Below are 16,471 nucleotides of genomic sequence, written 5' to 3'. Positions count from 1 at the left end.
CCAACATAAGCGTATTGGCCTGCCTTCATAACGGCAGATTGAGCTGTACGGAAAGTGTTCTTACGGCGACCGTAATAACCTTTTGCAGCTTTGATTACTTTTTTGTGACGAGCATGTGCTGGGACTTTACCGCGTGCGCGAGCCATGAGCTTCTCCTAAAATTCGGTGTTTATCTAAATTGATGCAAAAGGGCTTAAAGGCCGTATGGAAGGAATGCCTTCACTTTACGCGCTTCATTGTCTGCCATAACAGTTGTTCCGCGTTGTTGACGGATTTGTTTAGGCGTACGTTTGATCATGCCGTGGCGTTTGTTTGCTTGGCCTGATTTTACTTTACCAGTTGCTGTCAATTTAAAGCGCTTTTTTACACCGCTTTTAGTTTTCAATTTTGGCATTTTCATCTCCTAAAGGTCGTTGCCAATCTGGTAATTGGCGGGACTTGATGTTCAGACTAACAAGGCATGCCTATTGGCCCAGCTAGTACACGAAAGGCGGACTTATACGCGGCTGACAAAAAGAATCAATAGAGATTCGTATGTTCGCCTCAAATATGGGTCCATATAAAAAGGCGACCTTGAAAAAAGCCGCCTTTAGAATTCTTGATTTTGACTATTCAGCTTAGATTGTAGGGCAAGCCGAGTTAATCGCTGAACGCAAGAAGAAACCAAATTTCCATAGGTTTTCCATGTCAGATAGGCGCTGCCAGTCTGCATCGTCTGATGGTTTGATCCATACATCTACAGGTGTAGGGATTTTGTTTGCAGCACACACATTTGCTTGCTTGTCATCAGCAATTTTAAAGCTAGCACCTAGCTGCATGTTGATGGCGACTTCATCTGCACCATCCATTTTAGACAAGCCAACAAAATCAGCACGTGTTTGGTTGGCTTCTATGCTTAGCTCGGGTTGAACAGCTAGCATGTAAGCGTTTTCTTCAGATACGTTTGCAGGCAATTTAACTGCTTTTTGGTCAGCAAGAGCATAATCAATCACGATTGGTGTTGAGTTTGCTTTGCGAGATCCGAAGTCTGCGCTGAAGCGAATTGACCAATCTGCAGATGGACGAACGCCATCTGGAGCAATGATCAATACACGGCCAGTTTCAAAATTGAACTCAGACAAAAAGTCTTGAACGTCGTTTGCTTGGGCTGTCTGGCTGGACATGCCAATTGTTGCGATGCTGGCTGCGAACAAAGATACTGCAATTGTTTTTATGTTTTTCAACATATTAGAAAATCCCCGGGGTCTTTTTTATATTTCGAGAGCTGCATAAATTAATGGCTAGCTCTGCGAAAATGGGTTGTTACATATTTGCATAGCAGCTTTGCAAGAACTGATCCAGCATTATTTTTATTTACGGTATTATATTAACCTTTCATTAACCATATGTCCCGAATCGAGACGGGTTAACCTAAAAAAGCTTTGTGTACTGAGGGTTTTGAGAATGCTAATTGCCGGGACAGAAATGGGGCGGAGCCATTTCAAAGCCTGAAAATTCAAATCCGGGACTAACTGTACAGCCGACAAGTGAGTATGAGCCTGTCGACTTGGCACACTGCCAGTGTCCTTTTGGCACAATGATTTGAGGCATTTGTCCACTGAGAATGTCTGGCCCCAGAACATGCTGGGAAGCAGGGGTTTTATCATCAGGGGAAATTTCAAGTGTGAGCGGTGCGCCATCATACCAATGCCAGATTTCAGTGGCATCTACTTTGTGCCAGTGGCTATACTGACCTGCTTCAAGTAAATAAAAGATTGCAGTTCCAGATGGTCTTTGAGAATTAGGCGGTGATTCACGCCATGTCTCTTTATACCAACCACCTTCAGGGTGGGGCTGCATCTCTAATGACTTAATAAGCTGTTGGGCTTTGGTTTGAGGCGACTTGTTCAATTTAGCCGCAATAGATGTCTGTTATCGTCGCGACTTCATCAATTTTGATGTTTATCCGATCAGGACGAAAATCTTTGGTGACCATCGTATCTACACCGATAATGCGGATGTTTTGATCAGCTGGCATCTGAACAGCGGCGATGCTTTTCCCGATAAGCATATTAAGCGGCGCGGCACCACATGTGTCTTTATTCGCTTGAGCTTCGGATGTGGGATCTATTTGCGCAGGTATTTCACCTGGTGTGGATGACACCGGCTCTGGATTTGTTGTTTCAATAGAGTCTGACGGGAGTGTTGTCGCGCATGCGCTGATAAAAAGGGCAAACATGCCACCGCTGAGGGTTTTCATTAATGTACGCATTCGATTTTCCCCATTTTGAAAGAAATGCATGATTAAACTATGCGGTGGCATAAAGTTTCTAGCTGATTATCAATGCTAGCGTGGTGAAAGAACCATCGTCATTTGACGGCCTTCAAGTTTTGGCTCTGTTTCAACTTTAGAAATCTCGGCAAAGTCTTCTTTAACGCGTTGAAGCAATTCCATACCCAATTGTTGGTGAGCCATTTCACGTCCACGGAAACGCAATGTGACTTTCACCTTATCGCCATCATCGAAAAAGCGCGTCATGGCTTTTTTCTTCACTTCGTAATCGTGCGTGTCGATGTTGGGGCGCATTTTGATTTCTTTAAGGTCCGCAGCTTTCTGCTTTTTCTTTGCAGCAGCGCGTTTCTTTTGTTCTTCAAAGCGTAGTTTTCCGTAATCGAGGATTTTTACCACGGTTGGTTGTGATCCACCGGAAACTTCTACGAGGTCCAAGCCAGCTTCCCGGGCCGCATCTAACGCAGAACTAAGAGGCATCTCACCTTGTTTTTCGCCGGCTTCATCAATGAGAAGGACGCGAGGTGCAGTGATGTCTTGGTTGACGTTGGGGCCGGTTTTCTTTGCAGGCGCTGCTGCTTGTGGGCGACGTGCTATGGCTAATCTCCTGTTGTTGCCAATATTTGTGTAATATCCATTGGCCTATTCTTGGCTCTTATTCAAGATAGGAAAATGCAATATCATTATATACTATAGCACATTTAATCCTAAAATGGACTGCCAAACGTTTTCTGTTTCTATTGTGTCTATATTTTCAGCAGTATTCGCGATGATATTCCCGCCCTTGGGCGCAAGTTCGCCTAGGCGAGTGCGAGGGTTCCATATCGTTTTTAAACTTGCTTCATCTTCTTGAGACCAACCCTGACGAAATAATACAATTCCCGGAATATTTGTGCTGGCGGCTAAATAGGTTGGTCCGGTTTCCCCACCAACAAAAAACTGAGCACGTTGAGCGATTGATATAATTTGGAAGAAATCAGCACGTGAAATCAGGTTTACGGCTTTCTCGCATATAGCGTTTATCTTCTGAGCAGCCTGACCCTGAGTTGGATTGCCGACGATCACTGGGATGAGCCCAGCTTCTGCAATCTTATTTGCAAGTTGTCCAAACTTCTGGGGCGACCAGCTTGCTTCGGTTCCATCTAGCGGTCCGCCAGGAATGATGAGGGCATATTTCTCATAGAGATTGAAAAACGCTGGCTCTAAGCGAGGTGAATTTCTAAATGCGGCTCTAATCCAGCTAAAGTCAGATCGAGGTCGTTCTGCCTCCGTCCAACGCTTAATGAGGCCACCATCTGTTGCTGCAATACCAGCGCAGAATAATTGGTCTGCAACACGGCGTGTATAATGTTCAATCGGGGCAAAAGCGCGATATGTATGCGATACGCCATTTGCGATGCTTGATTGCAGCTTGATACCAAGTGACTTTCCGATTGAAAGGCTTTCTTTGTCGTTTTGAAAGTCATAAAGCATTTCATATTTTGCGCTTTTGAGCTTTTTTAAAACAAAGGCTTTTGTGTTTTCAGTAAGGACTTCAACGTCGTTGAAATAGGGACATGCCTTACCAAATTCATGAAATCTGGGTTCAGTCAGTAGGGTAATATGCGCTGATCTATGCGTGCGGCGAATATAAGCGCTAGCGGCCATGCCTTCTAGGAAACAACGCATAGGCCCAAATTGGATGATCAATACCCTTCGGAGTTTATCTCCGGGGTTTGCAGGCGGAACAAATTCCATTTCTGTATCCGTCGTCATTCAGAATGCCCTAAGCGTTGCGTATTGGTCTTTGATTGAAGCACATCAGCGTAAACGCCTAAAGTCATCGCCTGCAGGTTTGCCGTCGTGAAATTAGACTGTATGTGGAGTGCTGCTTTTTTGCCCATAATTTGACGTTGTTCAATTGGCATTTGCAGTGCTTTTTGTATGGCACGACTTAACGCATTGATATCACCTGCTTTTACTCTAAATCCGGTCACGCCTTCAATCACAGTTTCGCGTTGTCCGCCTAGGTCTGACACGATTGTCGGAAGTTCCAATGCGCCTGCTTCAGCAGCGACGCGGCCAAAGGCTTCAGCTTCTTGCGAAGGGGCCAATACGATATCGCTTATGTCCATTGCAGCAGGTATGTCTGAGCAATGACCGACGATTTTGATGTGTTCAGATAGGCTTTCGCGGTCAATCATTGAGCGTAATTCTGATGTGTATTCAGTGCGTCCCTGATCATCTCCTGCGAGGATGAGTATCCAGTCTTTATTGCCGTTTTTGGCCAATTGGGTCATCGCTTGAATGGCAATTTTTTGTCCCTTCCACCCTGTGAGGCGGCCGGGTAGGAGAATAATGGGTAGATCTGGCTTAGTTCCCGAGAACCAAGATTCAATAATTGCATCGCGTTGCGTTTGAGAAATTGTCGACTTCGTGAAGGCTTTTAGGTCCACGCCTCTAGGGATGGTGACGACTCTGTTTGCAGCTTTTGGGTAAGTAATGGCGACATGCTCTGCAATGAATGCTGAATTAGCGATCACGATGTTTCCGCGTGCCATGACAGAGTTATACCAATGCTTCAAAGCTGATTTAGCATTATAGGCACCGTGATAGGTTGTCACGAAAGGTATATGTGTGGCCTTGCTAGCCCAATAGGCACTCCAAGCTGGTGCCCGAGAGCGGGCGTGGATAAGTGATACGTTTTCCTTGGAGATTATCTGTTGCAACCATCCGGCGTTTTGGAAAATCGTAATTGGATTTTTAGAAGGTAATGATTCTCGTCTGACTAGCTCTCCGCCAACTGCTTTAAGTTCTGTTTCGAGGCGTCCGCCGGCACTGGCAATGAGGGCGCGTCCACCCGCGTTTACGATTGCTTCAGCCACTTCGACAGTTGTACGCTCTGCGCCGCCAGCTGCTAAATCAGGAATAACTTGTAAGATTGTTTTGCCTGAAAGGTCTGGCAGAGATTTATTGGACAATGATGCGTCACCAGCTGTTTGCTTATCAGTGGTCATGAGTATGCTCTCGCTCGTCAACGCATATAAATAGGGTATGCAAGTTACTTGGTTTGATGACTCATATATCGTAGTTCATCGCTAACGACCATACAGGATTAAATTTCGGAGTTTCCAATGTCTTTTGCCAAAACAGAATTTCATCCAACTCCAGCTGGAAAAATTGCGTTTCGACGTTCAAATGGCAATGCAAAAAAAGTAGGTATTGTGTGGTGTGGTGGTCTGCGTTCAGACATGATGGGCGGCAAAGCAACAGAACTGCATCAAGCGGCCATGGCACATGATCGAGCTTTCTTGCGTTTTGATTATACCGGCCATGGTGAAAGCGATGTCGCCTTTGAAAGTACGACGATTGCTGATTGGAAACGCGATGCGCTGCTAGCCATTGATGAACTAATTGATGGCCCGATTATATTGGTCGGCTCGTCCATGGGAGGGTGGGTGTCTCTCATGGCAGCGATGGAGAGACCAGAGCGCGTGGTGGGACTGGTTTTGATTGCACCAGCGCCAGATTTTACCGAAAAACTTATGTGGGCTGGGTTTTCTCAAGAGATCAGAGAAGAAATTGAAACAAAGGGCTTTTGGATGCGCCCATCTGAATATGAAGATGATTATCCAATCACCAAAGCACTGATACAGGCGGGACGTGAGCTTCAGATTACGGATTCGCCAATTGATCTAAACAATATGCCAGTTCGTATTATTCAGGGTGTTTTAGATGATGCTGTGCCTTGGGAATACGCGCAGAATTTGGTGACTCAGATAACATCTGAAGATGTGAGTTTTCATCTCGTCAAAGATGGCGATCATCGTATGTCACGCCCGCAAGATATTGAAAATATCAAACATACTGTGTTGACCTTGGCTGATCAATTGGATGTTTCAGCCTGAAGTATGGCAGGTAGACCTTCTTTATAGCTTGGATATTTGGGACGCCAGCCAAGTTCGGATTTTGCGCGTGCATTGGAAATGCGCTTGCATTCTGAATAAAAGCGCTGGGCTTTTAATGGCAGGCCGGCATCTTCGAATGCGACAGTTGGGGGTGGGTCGACACCTAAAAGTTTTGCGCCATGTTCAATAAGCTCTTGCGGTGAACACGGAACATCATCAGCGACATTATATATTCTACCGGGATTTGGCTTGGCGATTGAGCGCGCCAATAAATCAGCAATATCTTCTACATGTGCACGAGAAAAAATCTGGCCTTGTTTGATAATACGGCGGGATTTGCCCGATCTGATGCGGTCAAATGTGGATCGTCCGGGGCCGTAAATTCCGGGTAGACGAAATATGTGCGCGCCTATATCTTGCCATTGTCTTTCCGCAATAGCGCGATTTTTTGCTTCGGTGCTTAACGGTTTTATTGGCGTTTCTTCAAATGCCCAACCACCACCTAAATCTCCATAAACACCGGTGGAAGACAAAAATCCTATCCATGTTTTTGATCCGAAACAATTTTTCAGTTGATCTAATTGAGCAAAAACAGGGCATGTTTGGTTGTTTGGCGGAACCGAAATAAGGACTGCATCTGCCTGTGGTGGGCGAAATTGCGGATCAGGCCATGTCAGTAGACGGACGTTTTTATTTTCGGGATCAAAATTCGTTTCGGGGTCGCGATTTGTGCCAATTACTTTCCATTTCGAAACCGAAACGTTTTTCGCAAGGTATTTTGCGGTATAGCCATATCCAAAACACATTAACGTTCTAACAGTCATGTCATTTGTACCTTCGGGATTGAGCGCGTAGAGTGTGCGTAATATCTTGCTTCAGGAGTAAGCCGCTATGATCGCCTTCGTCCAGTCTAGTCTGGTATCAGTTTTTATGATGCTAGATGCATCATCACAATATGCGGAAAGAGAAGTCGAGCGGCTTGAGGCATGTATTAGCAAATTGGATACATCTCCTGCTGATGCATATGAAGACGGTCTTGCATGGATGGCTGAAACTAATCGCGCCCGTGCCAGACATTGCGTTGCCCTTGCTTTGATAGAATTGGGGCATCTGGAAGAGGGTGCTATTCGGCTTGAAGATTTGGCAAATGCCACAGATGGCGGCACCATACAGGACCGTGCTGTTTATTTGGCCCAATCAGGTAATGCTTGGCTGATTGCGCATCGCTATGAAGCGGCGGAGCTAACTTTGAGTAATGCTATTCGCTTATCCCCTTCTGATCCTGAATTATATAAAGATCGAGCCCGCGCCCGCGTGATGCTCAAGCAATGGTTAGGGGTGGATTCAGATGCGACCGAGGCGTTGGCGTTAGATCAAAATGATCTTGATGCATTGAAAATGCGCATAAAAGCACGGCTGGGATTGAATGAATTAGACCTAGCTGAAAAAGATCTGAAAGTGGCTATGTATTTAGCGCCAAAAGACATTGATGTTTTGGTGCTGCGCGGAGAAGTGCGCGATGCCCTCCGTAAAAGCGGGAATACGCACCGATAGGTGAGAGTTTTGTAATGCGCTAGATAATCAGAGCAAAAAGAAAGGCGACTTCGAAAGAAGCCGCCTTTTTTATTTGTGTCGTTTTATATCACTTTTAGTCAGCGCGTTGAACACCGCCAAGAGCGACTTCGAACATCAGGTCTGCTTTAGCTGGGATAACCGGTGGGCGTCCAGCTTCACCATAGGCTAGCTCGTATGGGATATACATCATCCAACGATCGCCTGGTTTCATCAATTGGAGGCCTTCAACCCAACCTGGGATAAGACGACCAGCTGGAAATTGAGCGGACTCTCCGCGCTGGAAGGAAGAGTCAAACATGCTTCCATCTGATGCTAGGCGACCTTCATAGTGAACATCTACCATGTCTTGCGGACGTGGGCTGACACCATCTGGATCACCAGATTCTAGGATGACATATTGCAAGCCGCTTTCTGTCTTGATGACTTCTTCGGCATCGCTAGGCCAATCTGAATATTTTGCCCAAGCTGCTTCATCTGACTTTGGTGTGACGCGTACGTCTTTCAGGTGAAGCATGAACATCAAGTCTGTGTTTGGTGGAATAGCGCCGCCGGCACCGTCCTCGCCATAGGCGAGATCAGCTGGTACATAAAGCATCCATTCATCACCAGGTTTCATCAGTTGCAGTGCTTCAACCCAACCTGGGATAAGACCACCAGCTGGGAAAACAGCAGGCTCACCGCGATCAAATGAAGAGTCAAACTTTTGACCGTTTGTGGCAAGGCGTCCATCATAATGAGCAACGACTTGATCTGATGGTGTCGGGCTTATGCCGTTTTCGTCGCCAGATTTAAGGATGATGTATTGTAAGCCGCTATCAGTTTTTACAACTTCGTCTGAATCTGTTGGCCATTGTGCGTATTTTGACCAGATTGTCTCGTCTACTTTGATTGGCTTTGGCCCTTCGATAACGTCTTCAAGAGAGACGCGGAATACAAGGTCTGCATTTGGCGGGATGTCACTGCCTGCGCCGTGTTGGCCATATCCTAGGTCTGACGGAATGAAAACCATCCACTCATCGCCGGGCGTCATAAGTTGAAGCGCTTCTACCCAGCCCGGGATTAAACCACCAGCTGGAAAAGTAGCCGGTGAACCGCGATCATAGGATGAGTCAAATTTCTTGCCACCCTCTGCGAGACGACCGTCATAGTGAACTACAACTTGGTCGGTTGGGAGAGGGTTGATGCCGTCTTTATCGCCAGATTTAAGGACGATATATTGCAGCCCGCTTTCTGTTTTGATGATGTCTGAACGGGATTCATCCCAAGGTAAGGCGGTTGCAAATGGATCAGTCAAAGATATCTCCGAGGATTGAGTGTCAGAGCAAGCTGCGACGAAGCAAACAGCGAGCAGACTAAGTATAAAGCGTTTCAGCATGAATGGGTCTTTCCTGCTGGATTAAGATTATGTGGGTGTTAGCAAACAATCTGAATAGACAAAAGGGCCTGTTTCATTTGGATATGTTAAGTATGATTCAGGTTTGGCGAGAGAATATCTATAATTTGATTCTATTCTCTCGCTTTTATCACAAGCTAGTCTTGTGAGCGTGGTGGGAAACCTGCTCTGGACAAAGCATCTACGATGTCCTGCGTGTGTTGCGCGTCGCGTGTTTCGATCAAAATATCAAATTCGGCACCTTTGGCAGGCACATCCAGTGCTATTCGATTGTGAGCAACTTCGATTATGTTGGCGCCGCCTTCACCAATGATACGGGACACATCGGCAAGCAAGCCCGGATTGTCACCGCCAACCATACGAATAGAGGCTAAGCGTTTTTCACGTACAAGCGAGCGCGTTAAAACGGATGCGAGCAAACGTGTATCAATATTTCCGCCACATACAACAAGACCGACACGGCGACCGGAGAATTTTTGCGGGTAGGCGAGTAGGGCCGCTAAACCAGCGGCGCCGGCACCTTCAGCAACAGTTTTCTCAACTGTCGCAAGCAATGTAATCGCACGTTCAAGATGCTCTTCTTCAACGAGCAATACCTCGTCCATCATCTCGCGGCAGATAGCGGCACCGATTTCACCTACTTTTTTAACGGCGATACCTTCGGCAATCGTCGCGCCACCAACTTGGGCTTCTTCATTGCGCATTTCAGCGGTCAAAGATGGGTACATGCTAGGTTCAACACCAACAATATGGATATCCGGGTTGATGTGTTTAGCGGCTACAGTCATGCCACCAATTAAACCACCGCCTCCGACTGGAACGACAAGATATTCCAGATCTGGTTGATCCTCTAACATTTCCAAAGCTATTGTGCCTTGTCCAGCGACGACTTTGGCGTCGTCATAAGGGTGGATGAATGTGAGGCCTTCTTTTGCTTCCAATTCGCGCGCGTAGGCATCAGACTCAGTTAGCATTTCTCCGTGGAGGATGACCCGTGCACCATAATTACGTGTATGCTCAACCTTCACGAAGGGAGTTGATTTGGGCATGACGATGGTTGCTGGAATACCTAAGCGGGCAGCATGATAGGCGACACCTTGGGCGTGATTTCCCGCAGACATCGCGACGACGCCGGCTTTCTTCTCAGCCTCAGTTAAGCTTTTTAGCTTGTTTAGCGCGCCGCGTTCTTTGAAAGCAGCCGTAAATTGGAGGTTTTCAAATTTAATCCAAATTTCCGCGCCGGTAATCTCTGACAATGTACGGGATTTACGCATTGGCGTGCGTTCCAGTTCGCCTTCCAGCTCTTTGGCTGCAGCTAATATGTCTTCATATGAGATTGTTTTTGCGTCGGTCACTTCATTCATATCCTACAAGAAATTTTGCGGGACACTATGCGGCCTTTAGGTAAGCATCAACATATCAAATGGGGAGATTTGTTGTTTTTCACGCCTTAGGACGAAAAATTATAAATATTTTTGGCTTAAGCCGGAAATAACAGAAATATTTTGCTTCTGGTTTATGCGTTTGAATTGTGCATACCGCGCATGACGTCCACACGACGCATGGCTTTGGCTGGCCAATCACTGACCGGTCCCAACGGCATTGCCTCTACTGAAGCGCGCAATTTATATTGAAGAGATCTGGAAAGTGTTGCGAGATTGGTAGATCCGACAAAACCAGGACCAGCGACTCGGGTTTGAGTGGCGAGGCTTTGTTTGAAACGATAATCGCCCCCACCAAGATCCAGCATTTCATATCCTGCATCTGCCATAGCATGGATGGCTTCAGTGAATAATATTAATCCCGGTGAATAGCATTCATAATCTCTTGAATATCCGACAAACCAAGCATGAAGAACTTTGTCTAACTTCAGCGCGTAAAGGGCAGCGACAAGTTCACCATCTGATTTCAAGGTAAATAACTCACCTCCAAAACCTTCTTCGGAAATATCAAATGAATCTGAAATGATCTGACTAATCCAAGGCTTTGACATGACGTCAACGGAGTTTGTTCTTTTCCATTGATCGCGTTTCCATTGCATCAAAGTTTCAAAATCAGATCTATTATGGGTGAAAGCTTCAAATGTTACATTTTTGCATTCAGATTTCATTTTGCGGAATTTTTTCCGTGTGCGTTTGATAACGCTGGAACCAGATGCGCGCTTTGCTTCTTGATAGCCTTCCCAACCAGATGAAAGATCGACCAACATGCCTGAATCTTCAGATTTGATGTGGGGTGCGCAGCAGGCATGACCATCAGTTAGACCAGTAAAATCTATGCGTTGAACATTAAGGGCATCCAAGGCGAGGCGTGGGTCAAATTTGGTGTTGTTTCCAGCAATGAAACACTGATAATCACAGATTGGGCCGCCCAATGGCAATGCAGCATGTCCATTTAAACGTTGAGCAGGTAAGAATCCGACGGGTTTTGAATCTCTTGTGAAGACAACAACTTTAGAGTCAGCTCGTGAACGATTTACAAGCTTTGCCCAACTTGGTGAAAGATAGGGACTTCTTAAAGCAGGATTCTCAGACAGGATTCTATGCCAAGCATTCAGCTCGTCTCTTGTCAAATCACTCGGCGATACGCAGTGTGCTTTCACAACTAACGGTCCTACATCAAACCACATCAGAATGCTCTTCTAACTTCGCAAACAAACTTGCGAAATTTGAACATAAATCAATAAGATGAGAATTCTATTTAGAGTACTCTATGAAATTTATGATAACTTTACTCTAACGGTTAAGTGAATATTTCTCAAATTATAAAATATTATCACTGTATTCAGTGGTTTATGTGAGTTTCTCAAGAAAAATAATACTTTTGAAGAGCATTTTTAATGGGTTTTACAATCACGTTTGTTATTGTGTGCGACCATTTTGCTCGACTTCATCACCATCGACGATAATCTCTTCTTTGTTTTTACCTGTTTCTTCTTCAAGAGCAGGTTCAATGACCGCAAGATTTTCTGGAGGTTGAACCGGATTAGATTTTGTCGGAGATGGCAACGCTATATGAGCAATGGTTTCCAATTCGCCGCCATAGGTTTCATATCTTGGGTGGATGAGTGAACCTGCATCTCCAAATGTGTAGACGAGGCGCGCCCAATCTTCATTGATGAAATTGAATGCACGACCATCTGGATCAATATCAGACCAATCGGCTTCTCTGGCTGCAGATGAAGCTAAACGTGACCATCTTGATGCCTGTTCCACATCGCCGCGCCCGCCGACAATTGCCTCCATAAGCGTGCACAAGCGCGTGGTTTCACCTTCGCGAAGAACATGGCTGAGCGTTTCTTCAGCTTCGTCCCATTGGCCTTGAATCATAGCGGCTTCAACGAGTAAAATACGGCTTTCACGATGCGATGGATTAATGTGTGCAAGCGCATTTAAGCGTTTTGCACGTGCGGATGTTGGTTCATTTGTTTTAAGATCACGCCATAGCAATGCCAGCGCTGGGTGGGGACGAATTCGCCATGCACCTTCTATGCTTGCTTGTGCTTTGGATGCTTTGCCTGCTGCTAATTGTAAACTAGCAGCGATATAGGCGGCTGGCGGAAAACTAGGCGCCATACGTGCCGCATCTGCGGCTAGTCTTTCTGCTTTTTCTGGCGCTTCCTGTCGAATGCGAGATGCTTGAGCCGTGTGAAGAACGGCTCTGCGGCGGCGGGCCACTTCTAAATCAATGGATTTGCGCTTTTCACCAATGGTCAGTGTTTCATTTGCCGATTCCCAATCAGCCGCTTTAGTTTGTAGTTCAAACAATGTGCTAAAAGGCCAGCTAGCATTGGATTTGAGAGATAAAGCCTTACGTGTGTGAGTTTCTGCGCCGCGAAGGTCGCCGCGTTGAATTGCGGCCGCTGCAAGGCCCCGCAGGCCAACTAACTCGGCCCCTTTTTCACGGGAGAGATCGCTATAGGCATGTTCAGCATCACTCCAGTCGCCATTGGCTTCTGCGGCGCGCGCTGCCAGCAGATAGGAAAGTTTGCGATCACTAGCATCTGATTTTGCGAGATTGGTCGATTTGCGTGCTTTTTTTAAAGCATCGATTGAATCTCCACCTTCGGCTGCGATCAGACCATCAGCCAGAGCATTGCGTGCTTTCCCAAATCTGGCGCGCTTTGCGCTTCTGTTTAATGCAAATGGTATGCGAAGGATTGTTGAAAGAACATACCAACCAACGGCAACCAAGGCACCTGTGACAATCACCAAAATACCAGCTGTGTAGCGAGACATGCCATATTCAGCGCCATTGAAAGCAATCGAGACGTCATCTGGTGCGTTAAAGGCGTATGTAACAGCAGCGATCGTCAGGATAACAACGGCTAGCAATATGACTATTCGCATAATGTTTACTGACCTTCTTCGCTGGCAACCGTTTTATTGGCTGTTTCTGGGGCTGGTTCTGGAGAAATTGTATCTGTTTCCAGACCTTCAGGTGGCATAATAACGCCAACTTGTTCGAGAATATCTTTTTTAATGGCGTCTGAAAGTTGATCAAAGGCCAAACGTCTTTGAGCGCCTTCGAGCCAGTCTTCTATTTCTAACGCTAAAGGGCCATCAATATCTTTGGCATTTTTAACAACTTCGTCCATTTTGCTTGCTTTTAAGGCATTGGAGATGTTTTGAAGTCGTCCGGCATTATCGATTTTTTCTCCTTCAGTGCGTTTCACGGAGACGACACCGCCAAGCGCATTGCGTGCCCAGTCCCATCCGTCATTTTCCTGAGAGGCGGATGCTTTTTTGACGAGGCTAGCTTCCATTTCTGTAAAAGCAGAGGACAATTGCTCGATTGAAGGTACGCCGCGCCGCGCAATGTTTTCTAACTGTTTCACATTGTCGTTATTTGGCATAGCTTGTGAAAGGTCGGTCCAAGCTTGGAAGAAGGGTTTTCCTCGTGAAGATTTTGCTTCGAGTTTGGTCATTGCAATAGAGGCACTTGAAATTGACGCTTGAGATTGTTCGAGGCTTGAGCGCTCTAATTGTGCCTTTGCAGATGCAGTGATTTTTTCACTACGTAATTCTTCAATATCAGCTTCGACGCTTTTGACGGCTTTTTGAGTTTGAGTGAGGCCAAGATTTAAAGCGCGAATAGCGTCAGATCGTGCCTGCATGGCTTTTTTCAAGCTAGCTTCAGCAGCTTCAACTTTGTTTAGCCTTTGAGTGAGGGTTGAAATATCTTCACTTGAGAGCTGGTTTGGTAGGTTGGTTGACGCGATACCGTCTTCATCACCGCCAGAAGCTGCCAATTGAGATTCGAGTACGTCCATGCGCGTAATAAGCGAGCGTAGTGCAGCTAGGCGGCTTGGTTGGGTAGGTGATGTATCTGATGCGACAGTTTCAGTGGTTTCTGTGTTAGCATTGGGTGGCGTTTCAGATCCGTTTTGAGTTTCTGTAAGTGCCGCATCAGCGTTTGTTTCGGGTTCTGCGGTTATAGATGCGTCATTTAGAAATAATTCTAAATTAGAGGTGAGAAGAGATAGCTCTTCTCGCATTGAAATTTCACTTTCGATACGTTCATCCAAGATAGCATTGACGCTAGCAATTGATGAGGTTTGCTTGGCTTCAAGCTCTGATATGCTTCCCGTAATTTTTTGGACGCGGTCATTTAGATCGTTTTGCAGAGTTTCAACTTTAACGATTTGATTTTTTACTTCGGCGGGCGCAAATTTTGCGGTATCCATGCCGCTAGATCCAGTGGCCACCATAGAAATAGCAGCCCCGATAATCGCAGAAAAAGCGCCTGTCGTAAGAAGCGCTCCCCAACCGGGACCTGATTTTTCGACTGTTTCTCTTGGTTCAAAAGGGGTTTTGTCGTCTACGATGACATCGTCAAATTCAGCATCAATTGGGTCTTTTGCAGACGAAGGTGTATTTTCGGAAACAGGTGAAGCAGTCTCGGGCTGAGTTTTGTCATCAGGGCCATCGGAATTGTTGTTTTTTGAATCCGAAGTATCGTTCATCTCTATCATTTCTTCCTGCTTTGTCCCTCAATCCCATTCAATTAATGCGCCAGATTGGGCAATTATTCAAGAGACTTTAAGCTGTTCTAACAGACTAATTTCATTAGGTTTTGCAGCGCAAATTACCTTCTCGTTGAAGAGATCTTTGAGCGGATTTCCCGCGTCTGGGGAAATTGCTACGACTTTAGGAAGTGTAATGCTGGATAATTGTGACCAATCTTGAAGCGCGAGATCTATAAACTCTGCGGCCATGGGGGAATGAACCAGAATAACATCAAGCTTCAAATCCATTTGTAAGCGATGTCGAAATTTTTCTTCAAAATCAGGATGAATTTTAGATTGGTAGACAGGTAAGAACTCTGCGTCATATCCCTCATCATTCAGATCTTGAACAATATTTCCGCGCGGGGTGGAATTGCCCATATGAAGTAATGTGCCGTCATTTGGTTTCCAATTTTCACGAATAAATTGTTTTAAATCATTAGCATCACCGCGAGCGGAGTGAATATTTTTAAAACCAGCTTGACGTGCTGCTTGTGCGGTTGCATCGCCGACGCAAAAGACCTGTTTTGCATGTCGAAATGGAGCGCGAGGCGCAAATTGAACGCCGTTTTGACTGGTGAAAATCAGCGCACCTTTATAGTTTTGCTGATTAAATACAATTGAAGTCTGGGTGAGCTTTATTGCTGGTAGTTTTTCACCCAAAAAACCATTTTGTTTCAATCGGTTTGTCGTTTGTGTAGCACCTGGTTCCGCGCGGGTGACTAAAACCGTAAGCAATTTTGTCATAGTCTTTATTGGCCCTTATTATCCCTGAGCTTGGCGACTTTTTCACCTAACTCAAACCCTAATGAAGCAGCTTGGTTTTCATCTGGAATTGTATCAAGGCTTATCTGTGAAAACCAGCGTTTGCTGCCATCATCAGCCAAGACTTCTCCGCGCATATCCACACCAGTTTCGTTAAAGCTCAAATGTCCGGCAATAGGCGTGCGGCAAGATCCGTCTAATCTTTTAAGAAAAGCGCGCTCGGCTATTGCGGCAATACGTGATTCTAGAACATCAATTTGCTGACATGCCTTAACAATCCAGTCTTCTGCATTATTGGTTAGTGTGGTGCAGACAATGCCTTGTCCACATGCGGGCAACATTTCTTCTTTGGGCATAAAACCAGCTGCTTTGTCTGTCATACCTAAACGGTTTAGCCCTGCGGCAGCGAGTAGTGTGGCGTCAGCTTGACCTTCTTCTAGTTTGCGCAGGCGAGTTTGCACATTGCCTCTAAACATCACGATTTTTAAGTCTGGACGAAGGGCTAGGGCTTGGGCGCTGCGACGTAGACTTGCTGTTCCAAGGGTTGCACCATGAGGTAGGTCTTTGATATTGCC

At 45.9% G+C, this 16,471-nt stretch carries 18 protein-coding genes; 2 read left to right on the top strand and 16 right to left on the bottom strand.

The genetic code is table 11. From position 1 onward, the window contains the following. From AC5EF3_RS00500 to AC5EF3_RS00465, 8 genes are all read right to left on the bottom strand, one after another. A partial coding sequence (locus AC5EF3_RS00500; protein WP_493546640.1) for a 50S ribosomal protein L20 occupies window positions 1–146 on the bottom strand: 146 nt, incomplete at its 3' end. Window positions 147–193: 47 nt separating this feature from the next. Beyond that, the gene (gene rpmI / locus AC5EF3_RS00495) at window positions 194–394 is read right to left on the bottom strand and encodes a 50S ribosomal protein L35 (RefSeq protein ID WP_012777917.1); all 201 of its coding nucleotides are present in this window, start codon (window positions 392–394) and stop codon (window positions 194–196) included. Window positions 395–617: 223 nt separating this feature from the next. Then, window positions 618–1,226, bottom strand: coding sequence for a hypothetical protein (locus AC5EF3_RS00490; RefSeq protein ID WP_012777918.1), 609 nt, complete (start codon window positions 1,224–1,226; stop codon window positions 618–620). A gap of 220 nt (window positions 1,227–1,446) precedes the next feature. Further along, a complete protein-coding gene (locus AC5EF3_RS00485; RefSeq protein ID WP_493546611.1) occupies window positions 1,447–1,890 on the bottom strand; it encodes a cupin domain-containing protein in 444 nt (147 codons plus the stop codon). A gap of 1 nt (window position 1,891) precedes the next feature. Then, the gene (locus tag AC5EF3_RS00480) at window positions 1,892–2,251 is read right to left on the bottom strand and encodes an I78 family peptidase inhibitor (RefSeq protein WP_493546610.1); all 360 of its coding nucleotides are present in this window, start codon (window positions 2,249–2,251) and stop codon (window positions 1,892–1,894) included. Between the two features lie 75 nt (window positions 2,252–2,326). Continuing rightward, a complete protein-coding gene (gene infC / locus AC5EF3_RS00475; RefSeq protein ID WP_012777921.1) occupies window positions 2,327–2,866 on the bottom strand; it encodes a translation initiation factor IF-3 in 540 nt (179 codons plus the stop codon). 93 nt (window positions 2,867–2,959) lie between these two features. Then, entirely contained in the window at window positions 2,960–4,024 is a 1,065-nt protein-coding gene (locus AC5EF3_RS00470) for a glycosyltransferase family 9 protein (RefSeq protein ID WP_493546609.1), read from the bottom strand. Next, complete coding sequence (locus AC5EF3_RS00465) at window positions 4,021–5,265, bottom strand: glycosyltransferase family 4 protein (RefSeq protein ID WP_493546608.1); 1,245 nt, start codon at window positions 5,263–5,265, stop codon at window positions 4,021–4,023. Before AC5EF3_RS00465 ends, AC5EF3_RS00470 begins: the two co-directional genes overlap by 4 nt. Window positions 5,266–5,382: 117 nt before the next feature. Here AC5EF3_RS00465 and AC5EF3_RS00460 point away from each other — a divergent pair, with 117 nt between their 5' ends. Continuing rightward, window positions 5,383–6,156 (top strand): alpha/beta hydrolase, encoded by a 774-nt coding sequence (locus tag AC5EF3_RS00460; RefSeq protein ID WP_493546607.1) that lies wholly within the window; start codon window positions 5,383–5,385, stop codon window positions 6,154–6,156. On the opposite strand, the gene AC5EF3_RS00455 is transcribed toward AC5EF3_RS00460, so the two are convergent. Next, entirely contained in the window at window positions 6,135–6,980 is an 846-nt protein-coding gene (locus AC5EF3_RS00455; RefSeq protein ID WP_493546606.1) for an SDR family oxidoreductase, read from the bottom strand. The two genes, AC5EF3_RS00460 and AC5EF3_RS00455, sit on opposite strands and share 22 nt — an antisense overlap. 67 nt (window positions 6,981–7,047) lie before the next feature. Between AC5EF3_RS00455 and AC5EF3_RS00450 the strand changes: the two genes are divergently transcribed. Continuing rightward, entirely contained in the window at window positions 7,048–7,710 is a 663-nt protein-coding gene (locus AC5EF3_RS00450) for a tetratricopeptide repeat protein (protein ID WP_012777926.1), read from the top strand. A 94-nt stretch (window positions 7,711–7,804) separates the two neighbouring features. Here the strand turns inward: AC5EF3_RS00450 and AC5EF3_RS00445 are convergent, their stop codons facing one another. The 7 genes from AC5EF3_RS00445 to hemC form a co-directional block, all read right to left on the bottom strand. Continuing rightward, window positions 7,805–9,106 carry an FKBP-type peptidyl-prolyl cis-trans isomerase gene (locus AC5EF3_RS00445; protein ID WP_493546605.1) on the bottom strand — a complete coding sequence of 434 codons (1,302 nt, stop codon included), beginning with the start codon at window positions 9,104–9,106 and terminating at the stop codon, window positions 7,805–7,807. A 155-nt stretch (window positions 9,107–9,261) separates the two neighbouring features. Beyond that, complete coding sequence (locus tag AC5EF3_RS00440) at window positions 9,262–10,488, bottom strand: threonine ammonia-lyase (protein ID WP_049763112.1); 1,227 nt, start codon at window positions 10,486–10,488, stop codon at window positions 9,262–9,264. 152 nt (window positions 10,489–10,640) lie between these two features. Continuing rightward, on the bottom strand, window positions 10,641–11,753 hold the full coding sequence (locus AC5EF3_RS00435; RefSeq protein WP_493546604.1) for a GNAT family N-acetyltransferase: 1,113 nt from the start codon (window positions 11,751–11,753) through the stop codon (window positions 10,641–10,643). A gap of 232 nt (window positions 11,754–11,985) precedes the next feature. After that, a complete protein-coding gene (locus AC5EF3_RS00430; RefSeq protein ID WP_493546603.1) occupies window positions 11,986–13,473 on the bottom strand; it encodes a heme biosynthesis protein HemY in 1,488 nt (495 codons plus the stop codon). A gap of 5 nt (window positions 13,474–13,478) precedes the next feature. Next, complete coding sequence (locus AC5EF3_RS00425) at window positions 13,479–15,089, bottom strand: COG4223 family protein (RefSeq protein WP_493546602.1); 1,611 nt, start codon at window positions 15,087–15,089, stop codon at window positions 13,479–13,481. Window positions 15,090–15,155: 66 nt separating this feature from the next. Further along, window positions 15,156–15,878, bottom strand: a complete 723-nt coding sequence (locus AC5EF3_RS00420) for a uroporphyrinogen-III synthase (protein WP_493546601.1) — start codon at window positions 15,876–15,878, stop codon at window positions 15,156–15,158. Window positions 15,879–15,883: 5 nt separating this feature from the next. Beyond that, window positions 15,884–16,471 (bottom strand): hydroxymethylbilane synthase (hemC, locus tag AC5EF3_RS00415; protein WP_493546600.1); only part of this gene is annotated, 588 nt, incomplete at its 5' end.

The organism is Hirschia sp. (genome assembly GCF_058892565.1).
This window is presented reverse-complemented; position numbering and strand designations above follow the sequence as displayed.

What these genes read in the sequence shown, in the direction of transcription:
- AC5EF3_RS00420 (WP_493546601.1), bottom strand. Translation starts at nt 15,878, where the DNA reads ATGACAAAATTGCTTACGGTTTTAGTCACCCGCGCGGAACCAGGTGCT.
- AC5EF3_RS00435 (WP_493546604.1), bottom strand. Translation starts at nt 11,753, where the DNA reads ATGTGGTTTGATGTAGGACCGTTAGTTGTGAAAGCACACTGCGTATCG.
- AC5EF3_RS00450 (WP_012777926.1), top strand. Translation starts at nt 7,048, where the DNA reads ATGATCGCCTTCGTCCAGTCTAGTCTGGTATCAGTTTTTATGATGCTA.
- AC5EF3_RS00430 (WP_493546603.1), bottom strand. Translation starts at nt 13,473, where the DNA reads ATGCGAATAGTCATATTGCTAGCCGTTGTTATCCTGACGATCGCTGCT.
- rpmI (WP_012777917.1), bottom strand. Translation starts at nt 394, where the DNA reads ATGCCAAAATTGAAAACTAAAAGCGGTGTAAAAAAGCGCTTTAAATTG.
- AC5EF3_RS00445 (WP_493546605.1), bottom strand. Translation starts at nt 9,106, where the DNA reads ATGCTGAAACGCTTTATACTTAGTCTGCTCGCTGTTTGCTTCGTCGCA.
- AC5EF3_RS00425 (WP_493546602.1), bottom strand. Translation starts at nt 15,089, where the DNA reads ATGAACGATACTTCGGATTCAAAAAACAACAATTCCGATGGCCCTGAT.
- AC5EF3_RS00460 (WP_493546607.1), top strand. Translation starts at nt 5,383, where the DNA reads ATGTCTTTTGCCAAAACAGAATTTCATCCAACTCCAGCTGGAAAAATT.
- AC5EF3_RS00455 (WP_493546606.1), bottom strand. Translation starts at nt 6,980, where the DNA reads ATGACTGTTAGAACGTTAATGTGTTTTGGATATGGCTATACCGCAAAA.
- AC5EF3_RS00465 (WP_493546608.1), bottom strand. Translation starts at nt 5,265, where the DNA reads ATGACCACTGATAAGCAAACAGCTGGTGACGCATCATTGTCCAATAAA.
- AC5EF3_RS00480 (WP_493546610.1), bottom strand. Translation starts at nt 2,251, where the DNA reads ATGCGTACATTAATGAAAACCCTCAGCGGTGGCATGTTTGCCCTTTTT.
- AC5EF3_RS00490 (WP_012777918.1), bottom strand. Translation starts at nt 1,226, where the DNA reads ATGTTGAAAAACATAAAAACAATTGCAGTATCTTTGTTCGCAGCCAGC.
- AC5EF3_RS00440 (WP_049763112.1), bottom strand. Translation starts at nt 10,488, where the DNA reads ATGAATGAAGTGACCGACGCAAAAACAATCTCATATGAAGACATATTA.
- AC5EF3_RS00470 (WP_493546609.1), bottom strand. Translation starts at nt 4,024, where the DNA reads ATGACGACGGATACAGAAATGGAATTTGTTCCGCCTGCAAACCCCGGA.